General features: G+C 58.8%; 8 protein-coding genes. 2 read left to right on the top strand and 6 right to left on the bottom strand.

Annotation, left to right across the window (positions count from 1 at the left end; all coding sequences use genetic code 11):
• Positions 1 to 144: 144 nt before the first annotated feature.
• Positions 145 to 8,736: a beta strand repeat-containing protein gene (locus tag VSP_RS18040; RefSeq protein ID WP_009962450.1), complete on the bottom strand. Its 8,592-nt coding sequence runs from the start codon at positions 8,734 to 8,736 to the stop codon at positions 145 to 147.
• Between the two features lie 280 nt (positions 8,737 to 9,016).
• On the opposite strand from VSP_RS18040, the gene VSP_RS18045 reads away from it, so the two are divergent.
• The gene (locus tag VSP_RS18045; RefSeq protein ID WP_198141182.1) at positions 9,017 to 11,485 is read left to right on the top strand and encodes a DUF1592 domain-containing protein; all 2,469 of its coding nucleotides are present in this window, start codon (positions 9,017 to 9,019) and stop codon (positions 11,483 to 11,485) included.
• 29 nt (positions 11,486 to 11,514) lie between these two features.
• A complete protein-coding gene (locus tag VSP_RS18050; protein ID WP_009962452.1) occupies positions 11,515 to 12,792 on the top strand; it encodes a DUF1552 domain-containing protein in 1,278 nt (425 codons plus the stop codon).
• A gap of 1,066 nt (positions 12,793 to 13,858) precedes the next feature.
• Here VSP_RS18050 and VSP_RS18055 read toward each other — a convergent pair.
• The 5 genes from VSP_RS18055 to VSP_RS18075 form a co-directional block, all read right to left on the bottom strand.
• Entirely contained in the window at positions 13,859 to 14,767 is a 909-nt protein-coding gene (locus VSP_RS18055) for a tetratricopeptide repeat protein (RefSeq protein ID WP_009962453.1), read from the bottom strand.
• A 98-nt stretch (positions 14,768 to 14,865) separates the two neighbouring features.
• Positions 14,866 to 16,119 carry an IS4-like element ISVsp5 family transposase gene (locus VSP_RS18060; RefSeq protein ID WP_009960198.1) on the bottom strand — a complete coding sequence of 418 codons (1,254 nt, stop codon included), beginning with the start codon at positions 16,117 to 16,119 and terminating at the stop codon, positions 14,866 to 14,868.
• Positions 16,116 to 17,027, bottom strand: a complete 912-nt coding sequence (locus VSP_RS43090; RefSeq protein WP_009962455.1) for a hypothetical protein — start codon at positions 17,025 to 17,027, stop codon at positions 16,116 to 16,118. Before VSP_RS43090 ends, VSP_RS18060 begins: the two co-directional genes overlap by 4 nt.
• 93 nt (positions 17,028 to 17,120) lie before the next feature.
• Entirely contained in the window at positions 17,121 to 17,393 is a 273-nt protein-coding gene (locus VSP_RS18070) for a hypothetical protein (protein WP_157210951.1), read from the bottom strand.
• 105 nt (positions 17,394 to 17,498) lie between these two features.
• On the bottom strand, positions 17,499 to 18,035 hold the full coding sequence (locus VSP_RS18075; RefSeq protein ID WP_009962457.1) for a hypothetical protein: 537 nt from the start codon (positions 18,033 to 18,035) through the stop codon (positions 17,499 to 17,501).
• Positions 18,036 to 18,044 lie beyond the last annotated feature (9 nt).

An 18,044-nucleotide genomic window follows, 5' to 3' on the forward strand; every position in this document is an offset into this window, starting at 1 on the left:
AATCGAGCGATCCAGGCGAACGAAGTATCTTCCACTCCCCGCCCTTCTCCCGCCGCATAGCGGACGGGATCTACTATGTGACCTCTACAAAAGGAGAGTGACGGCACAGCCACCGCCCCCCCCCAGGATCATAGTCCCACCCGACTACCGTCTTCTGCGCCGCAAGAAGAGGCAGCCCAGCCCGAGCAGCAGCAAGCAGGCCTTCGATGGCTCTGGCACCACGACGACCACCACCCCATCCGAGAGGAACAGACTGCGATCCCACTTCAATCCAGTTCCGAGTGTTGGCAGAATGAGATCCAAGTTTACATCCCACTGCCCGTCCGTCGTCAGGGGGTTGGCCAACGTGGCCCAATCCATAAGATCCAGCATGTCACCAGCCACAAAGGTACGTGTACCGCCGTCAACCACGATGAGCCCCCCTGCTTCCAGCGTAAGCGTGCCCTTGATATCAAGCTGGTCATGAGCACCCAGCCCAAGCTCACGCAAGCTTGTCCCCGATCCGTCGATGTCTGAAAAGTCCAGCCCGGCCAAGTAAGTTGCAATGGCGCTTTCGCTGAGCGTCTGAATAATCGAATCGTTGTAGAGCATTTCGAAGCTGCTGACTTGGAACAACAACCGGGGCTCGGCAGACAAACCACCTCGCTTGACCATGAGATCTCCAGCGAAGGTCAAGCGGTCGATTTCCGAAAGCCGGCTGCCAGCATTGATCACCCCTCTCTCACTCACCACCACATTGCTGTTGATCGTTCCCTTGCCGCCAAGCTGACCACCGGTCACGCTGATCCTGCCAGCTACGGTTCCAGACGAGTAGCCATCCACAAGCAGCCTCCCTGCAGTCACCTTGGATTCGCCCGTCAAGGCATACCGAGTGGACACCTCCGTGGTACCCGATCCCGCCTGCACCAACGATCCGGCTCCTCCCACATCTCCAAGCACCACATCTCCAGAACTGTTCACCGCCAGTGTGGCTCCGGTGGCAATCTGCACCGCCCCGCCAAGAACGACGGAGGTGGCCCCGCCATCGCCAAACTGCAATGTCCCGGCAGAAACGGATGTGGATCCGGAGTACGTCAACAGGCCCGACAACACCTGCGTGCCCGCGCCAGACTTCTCGATGGAGAGGGGCGAAACCCCATCCTCAATCTTGCCTGCATACTTGTAAGTCTGCCCGGCAGCCACTGAAACACCCAATACAGAGGCCGATGAGCCTCCGTTTCTGACTGAGCTGGTCGCGTCCACGCCTGACAGGCCGCCCACCGCTTCTGAATAGCCATCGAGATCAAACATCCCGGTCTGAACCAGAGTGAGGACGGAACTGTTGTTGATCTGATTGGTCTGACCAAGGCGCAAGATCCCAGTGTTGTTGACCACAATGGATCCGGCAATTGCATCCACTCCGGCGGACTTTCTCAAGAGCAAGACGCCAGCGTTGATCACCGTGTCACCTGTGTAAGTGTTGGCGACAGTACCCGAAAGTGCCAGAATGCCATTGCCGCTCTTTGTCAGCCCAGCTTCCGCATTGTAGTAACCATCGTTGGTCTCAGTGTCACCGCTGGAGATGACACCGCTCAATTCAAGCTCCACACCTGCCGTCCCAATCCGGAATTCACCGCCGCCAGAATACAGGCGAACATTTCTGCTCGTCTGCGCACCCGCTGACCCAGTGTACTCAAGGATACCGTTGTTGAACGACAGACCGTTCGATCCCGCTGTGGACTGGCCAATGTTGCTGTCGCCAGTGTCAGAAATCTTTGCGACAGAGAGAATCCCCCTGGTGGCACCGCCCGAAGAGCCATTGATGTAGGTCCCCCCAGAGTAGGTGTTGCTGCCAGAGAGAACCATCTTCCCGGCTCCTGATTTGGTCAGCGCCGTAGCACCCGTGTTGTCGGCGATGATGGACTCGATAAAAAAGTCTGCCCCCGCGTTGTTCTGGTGAATGATAAGATCACCACTGACAGATCCCATCAGGGTTCCGCCCGTGATGCGCGTCGCGTTCCCAGCGACAGTGGAGGTCACCAGAATACCTCCAGAACTGATGACGTTGGATCCCTGAAGCGTCAGGGTGACACCTGCTGCGGTGTTGAAACGCAAGCTGTTGATGGTGAAGTTTGCCGCCGGACCCTGGCTGCTGGTGATATCCACATTGTTCGCCGCCACCGTGAACGAATTGGTCTGAAAGGAGGACAACCCGGAAATGGTGATATCTGTGCCGGAGGCACCGCTCACCGCCCAGGTATTGCCGCCCCAGGTCGCATACCCGCCAATGATACCGTTGGTGTTGAGGGTGCTGGTCGTGAACGCAACCACCGGCGAAGAGGTATTGGTGATGTTCAACGTGGCACCGACAGCGCGGTTGATGACATCAAGGTGAATCACTTGGCTTGTCGCAGTGTGAGTCAGAGCGGAAGCCCCGGCCTCAATGCGCAAGCCCCCACCGGCCACCCGGAAGGTGGTGGCGTTGCTGCTGCCGTCCCGGATCCAGTTACCTCCGCGCAGCGTGATACCCTTGCTCACAGCAGCCACGTTGTAGAACCTCAGTGTCGCATTGGAGTTGATGTAGATAGTGTTGCTGGCATTGCCGAGAGCGTTGGCACCACCGCCAAAGGTGAAGTCGCCCTGCTTGACGTAGAGATCTCCCAAGTTGGTCGTCCCCCCGCCTTCATAAGTGACCTGGGACGAGCCGATCTTCGTAAGGGCGAATCCTGCGGCAGATAGCGTACCATCGAAGTCCAAGCGTTTGGTGCTAGTGTTGATCGTGGTGTTTCCTGCCAGGATGACGTTGTTTACCCGGACCTGGTCTGCCCCACCACGTAGTGAAGTGACGTTGGCCAGAGAAAGCGCCCCCTGCCGGTTGTACCCTTCGCCAGTAAGCGTGATGGCTTCCGTGTAGGTGCCCTCCGCTGTGAACTCCAGAGTCGCACCATCCTTCACAACGGTTCCTCCCGCAGTCGTTCCAAGCGCATTGGCGTGCCCCACCACCAGTTTACCAGCATCAACATTCACCGCTCCCGTGAAGGTGTTGTTGCCAGCCAGTGTGACCGTTCCCAGCCCCACCTTGGTCAGCGCTATTCCACCGGTACCATTGATGATGGTGCCGTAGTAACTGCTGGAGGCATCCCCGGAACCCACCGTCAACAGAGCTTGCGTGACGGCCGTGTTCGTGATCACGCCCAGTGTGGCCTGAGGGCTGGCACTCGAGAGCGCTCCTGCTGTGACATTGTACCCATTGAGGTCCAGCGTGCCGCCTTCAATCGCAAGCCGGTTGCCCACCGCCACTGCCTGGGCGTTGCCCAAGCGCAAGGTTCCGGCATTCACAGTGATCCCGCCAGTAAAGGTATTGCTTCCCGCGAGAACAACCGCCCCTGCACCGCTCTTGGTGAAAGCCACCTCACCAGTTCCGTTGTTCCCAATGGATGCCCCAATGGTCAATGTGGAGGCGGCAGCAGTCTGATGCACCACCAGTTCACCGGTCGTATTGGCACTGGTTCCCGCTGTGAGGGTGCCATTGGTGATGGCACTGTCAAAGTTACCGCTCACCAACAATCCGCCTGATTCAATCCGAAGCGTGTTACCGCCCAGATCCACAGTCGTGGCCCCAACCTGCGCGAGGTTCAGGGAGTTCACATTGCGGCTGGATGTGAGCGTGGAACTTGCCGTCTGCTTGATGTTCTGCTTGAAGGTCCACGTGCTGACAGCGGTGTTCAGCGCATAGTCAGCCCCAGACATGGCGGTCACACCAAAGGAGCCATACTTGGCAAACTCCGTGCCCACCGTGGCCCAAGCTCCGATCAGTCCATGATCCTGGGTGGAAGGCACTGTATTGAACCGGATCTGGTTCTGCAAATCTCCGCCCAATCCTGTCCCGACAAAATCCACTGTGGAATAGTTCAGGCGATTCAGAGAGGCGAATGTGAGCTGGGAGGTAAATCCCCCTGCTGCCTGCGAGCTCGAGATGCTGTTGGCACCGGATTCCAAGTTCAGGGCGCCTGCGGTCTCTGAGTAACTCGCACTGCCTCCGTTGTGAGAGAACTCCAGCTTGCCACCGACCATGGAAATCGCGGCGCTGTCGTTGAGCCGGTTCGCAGAATTTGCGCCACTGGTATTGGTCAGACGCAGAGTGCCCCCGGAGGCGACCTGGATCGCCGTCGTACCGCTCAAGGTACCGCCACCAGAGAGCTCCAGCACACCCGCGCGGACGCTGGTGGCCCCAGTATAGGTGTTGGCACCTGTCAGACTCAAGATGCCATTGTTGATCTTGGTAAACGCCAAGGTTCCGGCCGCACCATTCTGCAGGATGCCGGAGAAGACATCATTGGTGACATTGTTCACTGTAAGCGTGCTGACCCCCGAGCCTCCATTTTCGATCACGCCATCACCGTTTGTGCTCCGGATGGTCCCCACCGTTTCGTTAAAGCCAAACAGCTGAAACACGCCACCGCCTGCTCCTGATCCCTTGAAGCTCAGAACCGTGCCCGTGTCATGAATCTGGTCGCTCGTACCGAGACGAAGGATGTCCCTGCTAGAGCCCACTCCATCACCGATGTTCACCTGGGTGTTCGTAGTGATGGAATTGAGGAACTGCGTTTTGGCCAGCCGAAGGATGCCTGAATTGACGGAGGTGGCGCCTGTGTAGGTGTTGGAACCGTTGCCCGTGAACTGCACGATCGCAGCAGGATCCACCGCCGTAATGACTAGGCCGGCACTGCCGCTGATGACGCCACTAAGCGACACCGTACCCGCTTGCGCAGTGATCTGGGAGTTGGTGGCAACGCTGATGGTCCCGGAGAAGGTGTTGGAGCCGGACTGGTTCGAAATGGCTCCGAGGGAGACACCACCAGATTGATGACCAGACCCATTGATCACCAGGTTTTCATTAACGGTGATACCCCCACGGATTTCCAGGGTGGCCCCGCTCATCACAGTAGTGGTACTGCTGGCATTCGGTCCGAGCGCGTTGGCATGCCGGACGTCCAGTACGCCCTGCGCAACTGTCACCGTTCCGGTGAAGGCGTTGTTGGCGTTCAGAATGAGACGTCCTTGTCCGGACTTCGTCCAGTTGGTCCCGGCCAGAATCGCGGTGATGGTGGTGCCCGCCGTGTCTGAGTAGGCATGATTGGTAGCGATCCAGGCCCCGGCAGTGAGCGTCACATTTCCGCCCTGGATGGTGTAGTTGCTACTCCCAGCATCATTGAAGGTGATGTTGTTGACCAAAACTCCACCCGCCTGGACGCTGACCGCCCCGGCGGCACCTGATCCGCTGCCGAAAATCACGTTCAGGGTGCCATCGGAAACGAAAGACGTGTTGGCACTGCCAGTCCACCAGTTCGTGTTCGGGGTGACGGCCCAATTACCTGCTCCGTCTTGAGCACCATTGGTACCGGTGTTCGCATCCCAGACCAGAGCATTGGCCAGCACCACGATGGTGCCGTCCACCAGAAGACGGCTCGTGTCCCAATAGGTATTGGCGGAATCCGAAAGTTTCATCGCCCCGATATCCAGCAGCATATCGGCGATGCTGCGATCCAGGACCGACATGGTCCCCCAGTCAAAAAGCTTGAGTGACTGGTTCGCGGTCCAGAGGTTCGAGGAGACCGCGTTGTTGTTGACGATGAGCCTGCCGTTGAGATCCACGGTGCCTGAGCCGGTGAACTTGATTTGATCAATGCCGCTGGCCGACCACACATCCAGACTGATCACGCCATCATTCACCAGTGAGCCCGCGAAAGTCAGTGTCTGGGCCACCGTTTGACCAAAGACACCCACGCTCAGAAGACCATTGGCCGCGATGGAAGTATTGCCCCCGATAATTCCGTTGCCGGACAGCGTGGCGCTGGCTGCTACCGTGACAGCACCACTTCCGGAACGAGCCGTGCTGGTTGCCGATCCCGTCCCAGCACCCATCTGCAGAGTGCCTTCATTGATGCTGGTGGTCCCAGTGTAGGTATTCACACCAGAAAGGATCTGCGTCCCCGTGCCGACCTTGGTCAGAGACACCGCACCGGATCCTGTCCCATCATTGTCCTGGATGATCCCGGCGTAGCCTGTGCTGGACGCAGAAGTCAGGTTTGTGACGCTGGACGCATTGCCATTGCCAAACGTCAGGTTCTGACTGCCTGCGCCGTTATTTCTAATGATGGCACCTGCTGATCCCGACAAGAGACCCACACTCTGGCTGGTGCCATTAAGATCCACCACGCCCGCTGCCCCCACCGTGAGGTATCCGATTGAGGCTCCCAGTTTGCCAGCCCCGCTAAGGCGCAAAATGCCGCCATTGACGATGTTCCCGCCAGTGTAGTCATTGTTCCCATTGCTGATGACAAGAGTGCCAGCTCCGGTTTTCGTCAGTGTACCCTGTGAGGAGAAAAATCCTTCATCCGCGGCGAGGGCCTCTCCGGAGATCTTTCCAGAGATTTCCACCGTCACCCCGGCAGTGACCACCTCCAAAACTCCGCCCCCTGAGAGCAGATTCACATCACGGCTGATCGTGCCATTCGCGCTAGTGTTCGAATAGCGGAGCGTGCCGTTGTTGAAGTAGAGATCATTGGTCGCGCTGTTGTCCCCGAGGTTGTCATTCCCACTCGCCGTCACGTTGGTGACCTGAACCACTCCAGTGCCGATGGTGCCGCTGTTGTTGCCACCGTTGATGTAAGTGCCCCCACTGTACGTATTGGTGCCGGAAAGAATCAGCGTTCCCGTGCCCGACTTGGTCAATGCCGTGGCTCCACCGTTGTTGCGAATGGTTGAACTGATCGTGAGCGCTTGTGATGCATTCTGAATCACCACCAGATCTTGCGAATTACCGCTTTGAAGGAAGCCACCGGCGATACTCGTCGCACCCGCCCCGGTAACCAGCACCCCCCCGCTCCCAAGAGTCAACGACTCCCCCGCTCCAATGGTCAGATTCGCCAACGCGGTCAAACGCAGAGAATGAATGGTGCGGGTGGAGATGCTGGCCGCAGGATCACCCGCCAGACTGACGTTCTCCGTCGCCAGCCATGTGGAAGAATCACTGCTCGTCTGGAAGGAAGCATCCACCAGTCCACCGATGGCACCATCGTCCGTGTCCGGTCCGTTCACCGCCCAGGTGGTGCCGCCGTAGGTAAAATACCCGCCCAAGATTCCATTGGTATTGCGAGTGTCGGTGGTGGCAAGAGTCTTGTAGGTCGTGGGGCCCACCACGAGAACGTCATGGTCCACTGTGGCCCCCACGCTGCGATTGATCACGTTTAGCCCCCAGATCAAACCGTGGACGGTTGAGTTGCGGGCGATGCTGGATGCCCCAGCGTTCAGGGTGATGCCTCCCGTTATGCCGATCGTCGTGACGTTGACGTTGGTGCTGCCACCGCCGCGGCGCAGCGTACCACCGTTCAGAGTGATCCGCTTCAGGTCGCTTCCCTTGTCGTAGGTTTGCAGGACAGCTCCCGTGTTGATGAAGATCGTGTTCCCAAACGTGGCACTGGCATCATAGCCCATGTCCGCGCCGCCACTGAAGTTCAGCGTCCCCTGCTTCACGAAGACGTTGCCCAGGTTTCTGGTGTTGCCCCCTTCCAGCGGCAGTTCCCCAGTTCCCAACTTGGTGAGACTGAACCCTGCCGCGTCAAAGACGTTGTCCATATCGATGCGGGAGTTGTTGAAGATGGTCGTGTGTCCGGTCAGGTACACGTTCATGGCGCTCTGGTTTTGGCCGCCATTTTTGATGAGGGCCCCCTGCCCGTTCACCCCGCGTCCTTCCAGAGCGATGTACTCATTGAAGGGCTCATTTGCGGTTCCCCCGCCGGAAAGGTCCAAGGTGGCCCCATTCTTCACAAGAACCCCGTTGACCGCCGTGCTCCCTGAAGTTCCTAGAATGGTAGCCGTCGTACCCGTAGTAGCTGGGTTGATGGCCAAAGTACCCTCATTCACCACAATCTGCCCGGTGTAGCTCGGGCTCGCCGCGTTGAGCACCAGGATTCCGGTTCCCTGCTTGGTCAGCGTGCCACTCCCAGACAATGCACTGGAAAAGTTGATCAATCCTCCATTGGTGTTGATCACAGCTCCACCTGCGCCAATGGGGTCCAACTGGTCAGATACATCATCGGCCACACCACGCCCATATCGAAGCGTCGCTCCATTGATGATCAATCTACCTGTGCCAAGCGCCGCAGCAGACCCGATTTCGGTCACACCACCTGAGAGAGTGATGTTGCCCGTCAAGACATTGGCACGATTCAGGTACAATGTCCCACTGCCGGTCTTTTCAAGCGCACTGCCCCCCTTCAATACCGCATCGATCAGAATGTCCGAAGAGGAGGCCCGGAACTCAAACGACAGCCCAGTCGGCTGAATCAGTAGAGACAAGCCAGACAGGAACTGGAGATTGGAGCCACTCCCGTTGATCACTGCGGCTCCCGTGAGGGTGAGGGTGCCGTTGCCACCCAAGATCGTGGAGGTGCCCGTGACGCTTTGCGTCAAATCCCTGACATTGACCTCATTCGTGATGTTGACCAAATTCGTCCCACCTGTCTGGAAGTAGGCGTCCCCGCCGTCTGCCCATGCACCTGGCGGCGTGGTACCAGGAGAGTCAAACGACTGCCAAACGTTGCTCTGCCAGTTTACCGCCGTGGGTGCAGGTGTTAATCCAGAAGCGCTGCTGCTGTCGAAGTACTGCCCGAAACCTGGTAGCGATGACATCACGCCGACGGAGGCGAGGATCAAGCAACGGGAGGCGGCAAAGAAGCGTGTCGTGGTCAACATGGCTAGGGGAGGGGCCAAATAAGAACAGAATTTTCCCGGGAATTCATACAAAAACTTGGATGTACGAGATAAATGCAAAAGTCTGGTGTTGAGGGTCTGCCGACTTACTGGCCACCACGCCCCGTAATACAGGCTTTTCCCTACCTCAAGCCAAGCAAACCATTTAACCCAGGAGAGCCCAAGCTCTCAAATTCCATGAGTTTGGTCCGAATGTCCCCAATAATCGGCACCGCTTCTCCGTTTAGCCTTGTCCCGCCGGAGGTGCCGTAGGCACCAGGCGATGCCTGCCCTACCCACTACCGTGACCCTGCAAAGACTCGTCTTCAGCTCTATGTGCGTCGCGCCGTTGTGCCAGGCTGCGCCCGATACCAAGGCCTTTTTCGGCAATCACTGCCTGGAGTGCCACGATACGGAAACCAGAAAAGGCGGCGTGGACCTGGAGGCACTACGCTGGGCTCCGAATGAGAAAGCTGCCTACGACAAGTGGGTGAAAGTTTACGACGTGGTGCAAAAGGGTGAGATGCCCCCCAAGAAGGAAGACCGCCCCGCTGCCGATGCCTCCAGAGCCTTTCTGACCGACCTCGGTGACAACCTGAGCACGGTGGACAAGCAGAAGATTGCCGCGAATGGACGCACCGTTCTGCGCCGACTCAACCGCGAAGAGTACGAGCGGACGGTGCAGGATCTGCTGAGCATCAGCCTCCCTCTCACGGCCATGCTGCCAGCCGACACGCCGCTTTACGGGTTCGACACTGTATCAGAGGGCCTGCGCCTCTCCACCCTCCAGATGGAGAAGTACCTGGAGGCCGCGGACGCCGCCGTCGATGCTGCGATCAATCTCGGACCAGAACCCGCTCCCATCAGCGGCCACTGGCTGGTCAAGAACGAGGAGGGCGTGCGCAAAAACATCGACACTCCTGAAGGCACTCTGACCAACCCCAATGACCCCAAAAGCAAGCACCGCCAGCTATTACGGGAACTGCCGGACGGGGCCATCGTCTTCTTTGATCAGGGCTATCCTGCGGCGCAGATTCGCCAGGTGGAGCGCCATCCGGCCGGACTGTTCCGCATCCGCGTGAGCGCCTACGGCTTTCAGAGAAAGGGCGAGAGCATCCCCATGCGGGTTTACGGAGATAACTTCAAGGACAAGCAGCTCCTAGGCTGGTTCGACATGCCGGCCGACAAGCCTCGCGTGGTGGAGTTCGTGGGCCGTCTCCGAGCCAATGAACATTTGCGCATCGAGCCGACCAACACGGGCGTGGATGAAAAGGGGCAGAACGTGTACAATATTGGGGCCAAGGAGTTTGGAGGATCGGGCCTGGCCATCCAGTGGGTGGAGGTGGAAGGCCCGCTCAAAGAAACCTGGCCTCCCCGCAGCATGGAGGCCCTCTTTGGCGACACGCCGATCACCAAGATCGAGGAAGGTCGCAAGAACCGCGACAAACGGGTGGCTTATGAAATCAAGCCGGAAGATCCCAAGGCCAGCGCCAAGGCGGTTTTGGAACGCTTTGCCACCAAGGCCTTCCGCCGCCCGCTGGAACCGGGTGAGGCAGACCGTTATGTGAAGCTGACGACGGATGCGCTGGATGAACAACTGAGCTATCTCGACGCCATCCGCATCGGTTTTCGCGCCATTCTCACCGCTCCGCAGTTCCTTTTCCTTGAGGAGCACACCGGCAAGCTGACCGACTACGCCCTGGCTTCCCGGCTCTCCTACTTCCTCTGGAGCACCATGCCGGATGAAGAACTGCTCAAGCTGGCAACCGAGAAGAAACTCAGTGATCCCCAAGTGCTGCGGGGCCAGGTGGAGCGGATGCTCAAAAACGAACGGGCCAAGGCCTTTGTCACCAACTTCACCGGCCAGTGGCTGGACCTCCGCAACATCGACGCCACCACGCCGGACAAGAAGCTCTATCCCGAGGCGGACGAGCTCCTGCGGGTTTCCATGGTGGACGAGACCGAGGCCTTCTTCACCGAACTCCTTGCCTCGAACCTCCCGGTCACCAACATCATCCACTCAGACTTTGCCATGCTCAACAGCCGGCTGGCCGCGCATTACCAGATTGACGGTGTGGATGGCGAGCAGATCCGCAAGGTCACCCTGCCCGCCAACAGTCCGCGGGGCGGCATCATCACCCAGGCCAGTGTCCTCAAAGTCACGGCAAACGGCACCACCACCTCGCCCGTCTTGCGCGGTGCCTGGGTCATGAAGAAGCTGCTGGGGCAGCCTCCCTCCCCACCCCCACCGGGCGTCGGCTCCCTGGAGCCAGACACTCGCGGTGCCACCACGGTGCGCGAGCAGCTGGACAAGCATCGCAACTCGGAAACGTGCAAGGGCTGCCATAGCAAGATCGACCCACCCGGTTTCGCGCTGGAGAGCTTCGATGTCATCGGCGGCTTCCGGGACCGCTACCGTTCCCAGGACAAAGGTGACACTGCCACCGTGTCGAATACCCGGAAGAAGCGCCTCTACATCAAGCTCGGCCCAGCCGTGGATGCCAGCGGTGCACTGGCGGATGGAGCCGCCTTTACCGGGATCATCGACTTCAAGAGTCTGCTCATGGCCAATCCCCAACCGGTGGTCCGTGCACTGACTGAAAAGCTCGTCATCTATTCCACCGGCGCAGGCATCGGATTCTCCGACCGCCCCGCCATTGATGCCATCGTTGCCAAAACGGAGGAACAGGGCGGCGGACTCCGCACTCTGGTTCAGGAAATTGTGCAAAGCCCGCTCTTCCAGTCCAAGTAAGACGCCCACCCGATCCCGCCACCGCCACTATGAACCGCCCATCATCCCCCCTTTCCCGCCGCGGCTTCCTGCGTGGCAGCGGCGTCTCCCTGGCTCTGCCCTTCCTGGACGCCATGTTGCCTCACAAAGCTGCCGCTGCCGCTGCCGCATCGCCCAAGCGGATGGTGGCCGTCTGCACGAGTCTCGGCATCTACGGCCCGGCCTTCTTCCCCACCCAGGCCGGTCGCGGCTATGTCGCCACAGAGTACCTGGACCTGATGAAGGAGCACCGCAATGACTTCACCGTCTTCTCCGGGCTCTCCCACCCGGACCAGTCTGGCGCCGATGGCCACTCCTCAGAGATGACCTGGCTCACCTCCGCCCGCCATCCCGGCTTGGGAGGATTCCGCAACACCATCTCTCTGGACCAGTATGTGGCGGAAAAGATCGGTGTGGAGACACGCTACCCCTCGCTCACACTGGGCACGAACAATGTCAGCCAGAGCTACACCCGCAGCGGCGTGATGATCCCGGCAGAGACGCGCCCCTCCGTCGTCTTCGCCAAGCTCTTCACCAACGGCTCCCAGTGGGAGGTGCAGCAGCAGATGCGCAAGCTCAAGGACGGACGCAGCATCATGGATACCGTCCGCGAAGAGGCCAAACGGTTCGGCTCCCGAGTTGGCTCCTCAGACCGCGAGAAGCTGGACGAGTACTTCACCTCTGTGCGGGAGATGGAACTGCGCCTGGCCAAGCAAGAGGAATGGGTGCAGAAGCCCAAGCCCGTGATCGACGCCAAGGCTCCCTCCGATATCGCAGAGAATGCCGACATCATCGGCCGCATGCAGTTGCTCTTTGAACTGGTCCCCCTCGCCCTTCAGACAGACAGCACCCGCCTCATCACCATCTTGGTGCAAGGACGCGGCGACGTGCCACCGGTGCCCGGCGTGAGCATCGATCACCACAACCTCTCCCACCACGGCCAGGATCCCGAAAAGATCCGCCAGCTTGAGCTGGTGGAAAAGGCCGAGATGAACGCCTGCAACAAGCTGCTCGGCGCTCTCAAGCAGAAGAAGGAAGGTGACAAGTGCCTGCTGGACAACACGATGGTGCTCTTCGGCAGCAACCTCGGCAACGCCAACAGCCACGACTGGCGCAACCTGCCCGTGCTGCTGGCCGGCGGTGGCTTCCAACACGGTCAGCACGTGGCGCGCGATGCCAAGGACAACACCCCGCTCTGCAACCTCTATGTGCAGATGCTCCAGAAGATGGGCATCGAAGGCGACACCTTCGGCACCAGCAGCGCCGCCAGCGTGCCCGGGTTTGTGTGAGACCTGCTGCGCGGGAGACTCCAGACTAGAAGACACAAGACGCAAGACCTGACGCCGGGGGGGCGATGCCACCCCGTAGCGCAGATTGGCAATCTGCTGTGCCGTCGATTGGCAATCGGCAACATTCGCCAGCGGGGTTGGCTTGCATTTACCAGAACACCAACAGGGCGTTGGACTCTCCATGTGGCGGATCGAGGTCCGAGCCGGGGTTGGAGTACCGCTTTAAAGCGGAATCACGCCTCACATGTTCCTTGAAGTGAATATCTCCCCAAAATACCCAGTCATCGCCAACCGGTCCTGCGCATCCCAGCGACGCAAAATCAGAGAACACGCGCCTCCTGATTCCGCTTAAAAGCCAATGCCATCAGGGAAATCGGAGCCTTGGTTCCATCATCGCATCAAAGCTAGCATCTGGCTTTTGCATGGCATTTACCAAGCGGCTTGATTCGCGGTGACGGAGCCGAAGCTGAGGGCCAAAGGCCCGGATTCATACCAGCCCTGGGCAGCGCCCAGGGTTTGGGATTCCTCAATACATTCAGGGCTGTAGGCCCGGCCTCATCAAGCCTGCGCACGACGAGCATCCCTGCACGACGCCGGGCCTGCAGCCCTCAACATCTAAAACCAACGCCAACCTTGAGCGTTGCCCAAGGCTGTTATGACTCCGGGCTTTCAGCCCTCAGCTCTTTCGCAAAGAGGATCATCAGCCTCGCCACACTTTCCCTGATGGTATTGGCTTAAAAGCGGTACTCCAACCCTGCTGCGAAGCGTGGTGGTGATTTGAAAGGGCCAGTTGGAGAAAAGCCGAAAGCGACACTTGATCCCGTCCCCGCTTCGCCCATCCCACAGACCGCGGGGCCAGAGACCCCGCCTCCTTTACTCCGCGACCAAGTCGCCTCGCAGCTTGTTCGTGAGTACAGGAGGCGGTGGTTCCCAGCCCCGCTCACGCTCCAAACGTCTCTTGCTCCAGTTCCCGCTCCGCACACCAACAAGACCGCAGGGCCGGAGCCCCCGCCTCCTGTACTCTGCGGCCAAGTCATCTCGCAGTTCGTTCGCAACGCCCCCCTCCCTACGCGCCCTTCTTCTGCTCCTTCATCGCCTTCTTGACGCTCTCTTCCATCGCGGCGTATTCATCGCGATAGTCATCACTCTGGAGTGTGAGTGCCCGCCCCGCTGTCCGAAGCGCTTTCCAGGCCAGCTCAAGCTGGTTCGCCTTCTGAGACTCCCGGACGAAAGGCGTCAGCATGTCTGAAAAGACGGGACCGCTGCTGGCTTTACCCAGCTTGCCCATGGCCCAGTCCAGTTGCTTGTAGGCCTCATCCCATTTGCCCTCTTTCATGAGTTCTTTCATCTTCCGGTTGGCAGTGTCCAGACTGAGGTCAGTGCGTTCCTTGGAGTTCGCGGAAACCACACCACGCTCCAGCTTGTCCGCCATGTCGGTCTGCCCGGTTTCCCGCAGCAGCGCCACGTACTTGGTGGTGTATTCGGCCTTCAGGTCTGCATTGCGACTGAACTGGCGAATGGCTGCCTCGTAGTGCTGGGTCATTTGCGCAGGCACTGCCCCGGTGCCTTTGAGGATGTCCGTCCGACGGTCCCAAGCATCCGCATCATTGGGGCAAAGCCCAATCGCCGTCTCGATGGCAGCCTTTTCCCGAGGCAGATCGTTGGACGCCTTGAATAGATCCGCCATCTCCACATGGAAACGCGCCGTCAGATACTCCGGACGGTTACGGAAGCGGCTGGCCAGATACAGCAAATCGTGATCGGTCATCTTCTTCCCCGTCTGCGGATCTCGTGCGGAACCAGTCGCATAGTTGTCGTAGGAATAACGCCCCTCGTTGAGCTCCCAATGATCGTCAGACTTCATGTAGCCAAACCAAGCATGAGCTCCGCGATTGCCCTCCCCCACAAAAAGAATGGAGGGAAGCCCCCGTGCCTTGCCTGAGGTCCAGGCGAAGTAAGCCTGATCCACAGTCATCCCATAGCCCTGCAAAAGCAGCGCCAGAGGCTTGAGTTGGTGATGTTTTGAAGTGCCTTTTGCGAAAGTGATTTCTCAAACGGGGCGGTCCTGCTCCGTTATGCGACGCCTGCTGTCCCATAGACGGGGGGCTCCAGCCCAGGCAGATACACGCTTTGCGGGCTGGCTCGCATCTTCCATGGACCGCCTGCTGTCCCATAGAACGCCAGCAATCTGAGCAGATCCACCCGGCTCCAAGTCACCCCTCGGATCATCGTGAAGAGGCGGGTGAAGCTGTGCGGCCAGCCCGATACTTGTGCCAGGAACCGCAGCAGCACATAGAGCAACAGGGCCGCCCAGAGCTGCCAGCGGATCGCGTTTTTGCTATGTCCCAAAAAATCACAGATGCAGAGCGTTTGCTTGATCTGCTTGAAGAACACTTCAATGCCCCAGCGGCTCTGGTAGAGTTCTCCTACCGTGCTGGCGGCCCATTCTGTCTGGTTGGTGATAAAGGCCATGCGCACTTCCTTGCCGTCAAGCTCCACGAGCATCTCCACCCGGCGCAGCGGGCCGGGATGTTGCGAAAGGCTCCTGGCTCCTTTGAGCACAATGAGGTCATCGCGCAGCACCTTGCCTTGCGGCCGTGCCTGGAGCTTGCGCGTCACCCGGTAGCTCATGTTGTCCTTGGCACGGGTGACCCAGAAGATGCCCCGCCCAGTCAACTCCCAGAGGTGGGCAAAGTTGATGTAAGCCTTGTCAAACAAGGCAATTTCCCCGTCTTTGAGGCTGGCACAAAGCGCGCGGGAGCGCGAGTCATCATGATGAGAGGCTTCTTCGATGATGGCAAAGGCTGGCAGGAAGGTTTGCAGGTTGAGACGCAAATGGAGCTTGGCCGCCGCCTTGCGCTGCCGGTGCTTGGCCCAACTCATACAGTTGGCCACCAGGGCGATGGTGCTGGAGTCGATGGCGTAGATGGCCCGTCTAAACCGCCGGGGCAGTCCTTCATAGCGCAGGCCAAACCCGGGGTGCCGATGCTGGAGATGATCCAACATCTTCCAAAAGAGGGTCTCCATCAGGTCGCTGTCCCGATTCTTATTGGCATGGGACAGGGTGTTGCGGGCTGGCGGTGTCGCTCCGCGGATGGCAGCGAGGGCCCCGGCATGATGCCTCAAGCTGTCGCACACATCGTTGAGACTGATGGAGTGTGTCAGTTGCGCGTAGAGCAGGCTGACCACGTGACTCCAGGAACTGAAGGTGCGCGGCTGGCTGCCGTGGTGGTGTTGAGCGCAGAGGTTCGCGACCAAGTGCCCGGGAATGAGCTTGCAAAGCTGCCCCAGAACGCTTCCAATGACTTTGGCTGGTTTGAATTTCATCTCAGGCCTACCCTGTGTGGGGTAGGCCGCCAGTCACCTTTTTGTTTCGCTGTGGGACGGCTGTGAGCCTGATCAATACAGATGCCGCCGGTCTTTTCGATATCGACCAGCTTGTAGCTTTCACCCAACCAGGAGAGCTTGCCCTCTTCGTACCGCGGAGTGTCGTAGTTGATGCACGAGAAGGCGCGACCAAAATCATTCCGGGGAAAACGCACGTTCTTCTGCGCCCAGCGCAGTTCATCGAAGCTGATCCAGGTGTCCACGATGAACTTGATCTGCTCCACCTCAAGCTTCTTGATATCCAGCATGAGCTTGCCTGCCGTGTCGCTCTCCAGCCAGAAGTTGAAACGGTCCACGTTGGTGACGCTGTCCGACTCCAACGGCACTGCGGACGACTTCACTTGATGGTGAGGCCATGAGTCAGGGCGGTTCCGGTCAAAGACCACGGCCACCGCAATGGCCAGCGCCTTGTACACCTTCCAGGCCTCCGGCTTGGCGTGGCGAATGGCGGCCAGCGTTCCCAGTACCTTGGAGGCATCGTCCTCGGTACGAAGATTGGCGAACAGCTGATAACTCAGCGATTCGTCCCCTATGAACTCATCCACAATGGCCGTGGGAATCTCAGCCGTACCGTCCTTGGGATACTTCGCCTGATCAAGGAACGCGCACCATTGCTGAATGCGACGCCAGCGGCCAAACGCCGGATCGGTGCCCGAAGTGGACTTGTACCCCGTGCGCAGGACGCCGCCCAACTGGAACGCCGCCGTATTCCACCCCAGGGACTTGATGGCTGCAATTTCGGGTGCCGTCGGGACCTTGCTGATATCAGCAGCCTTGGCAGCCGACTGGGTTCCCAGGGCAGCCGCGAGGTGAGCGCCGAGAGAGAGGAGGAAGCGGGTGGTGCGCATAGGGTCAAAATCCCTGATCCAGGGACGTTTTATAGTGAGAAATCCCCCACCCAGCGTTGGAAAAAAGCCAATCCGGGGCAGTCTTTGCCTCCACTACTTGCCATCCTGCGCCTTGAGGACGACAACGGAGCCGTTTTTGGCCAGATCCTTGCCAAAGGCAAGTTCCACCTTGGCCTGGGCATCTTTCACCCCATCCACGGTGACTTGGGGCACCGAGCTATAGCCCGCACCGGCATCCACCAGCTCAAAGGCGGTGACCTTGCCATCCTTCACCAGTGCGTTGGCCACCGCTTCGCGATGCACCCAAGTGCATCGCGCCTCCGGGCGAAGCGGTTTGCACCAGACAAGCTGAATTTTCGCCAACACACAATGCCGAGTCAGGATTGCTTAGCCTCTGCCAGCACCGCCCGACAACCCACAATTAGTTTTGGACTCTTTTTAGCTCGTCCGTGCCACTGTTTCGCGCAAAGATTACCTCCTAACATATCCAAATTGACCCATCTCGCCTGCTGGCACGAAACCCATAATCAGCGCCCCTTTCATGTCGGGTGATCTCGAAAAATAACCGTCGATCAATGTATGCCTGCGCCTGGGGACTGCTATGACTGACAATTCCTCCATCTCTTTCGCCAAATCAAGATCCAAGCGGCCACAGCAGTCATCAATAATACCAAGCGCCCTCAGGATGTCCTTTGAATCCACCAACGCATCATCCAGAATCAAACAGACAAGCACGCTTCTAATCAACTTAATTTCACATTTCCTCACTGCAAGCACTGACATGCGGACGGCAAATGTGACAAATGCATATGCTTGCTCTGGATCCAATTTTCCGCGCAGCAAAAGGATCGCAGCGCTGTCCAGAGCATGCAATTCAAATGCCCGGGCAAGCTGAATCTCCACTTCCAATGGAATTTCAACCCCTTCGCCAAGTGGAAAGTCATAACATTTTGGCCGAGAACTAGCCCATTGGTCAATTGCCGAGTTGAGATCCGCATCTGTACGCATGGGTACATT

Source organism: Verrucomicrobium spinosum DSM 4136 = JCM 18804, from assembly GCF_000172155.1.
Classification (GTDB): domain Bacteria; phylum Verrucomicrobiota; class Verrucomicrobiia; order Verrucomicrobiales; family Verrucomicrobiaceae; genus Verrucomicrobium; species Verrucomicrobium spinosum.

What these genes read in the sequence shown, in the direction of transcription:
- VSP_RS18060 (WP_009960198.1), bottom strand. Translation starts at nt 16,119, where the DNA reads ATGAAATTCAAACCAGCCAAAGTCATTGGAAGCGTTCTGGGGCAGCTT.
- VSP_RS18055 (WP_009962453.1), bottom strand. Translation starts at nt 14,767, where the DNA reads ATGACTGTGGATCAGGCTTACTTCGCCTGGACCTCAGGCAAGGCACGG.
- VSP_RS18040 (WP_009962450.1), bottom strand. Translation starts at nt 8,736, where the DNA reads ATGTTGACCACGACACGCTTCTTTGCCGCCTCCCGTTGCTTGATCCTC.
- VSP_RS18045 (WP_198141182.1), top strand. Translation starts at nt 9,017, where the DNA reads ATGCCTGCCCTACCCACTACCGTGACCCTGCAAAGACTCGTCTTCAGC.
- VSP_RS18050 (WP_009962452.1), top strand. Translation starts at nt 11,515, where the DNA reads ATGAACCGCCCATCATCCCCCCTTTCCCGCCGCGGCTTCCTGCGTGGC.
- VSP_RS43090 (WP_009962455.1), bottom strand. Translation starts at nt 17,027, where the DNA reads ATGCGCACCACCCGCTTCCTCCTCTCTCTCGGCGCTCACCTCGCGGCT.
- VSP_RS18075 (WP_009962457.1), bottom strand. Translation starts at nt 18,035, where the DNA reads ATGCGTACAGATGCGGATCTCAACTCGGCAATTGACCAATGGGCTAGT.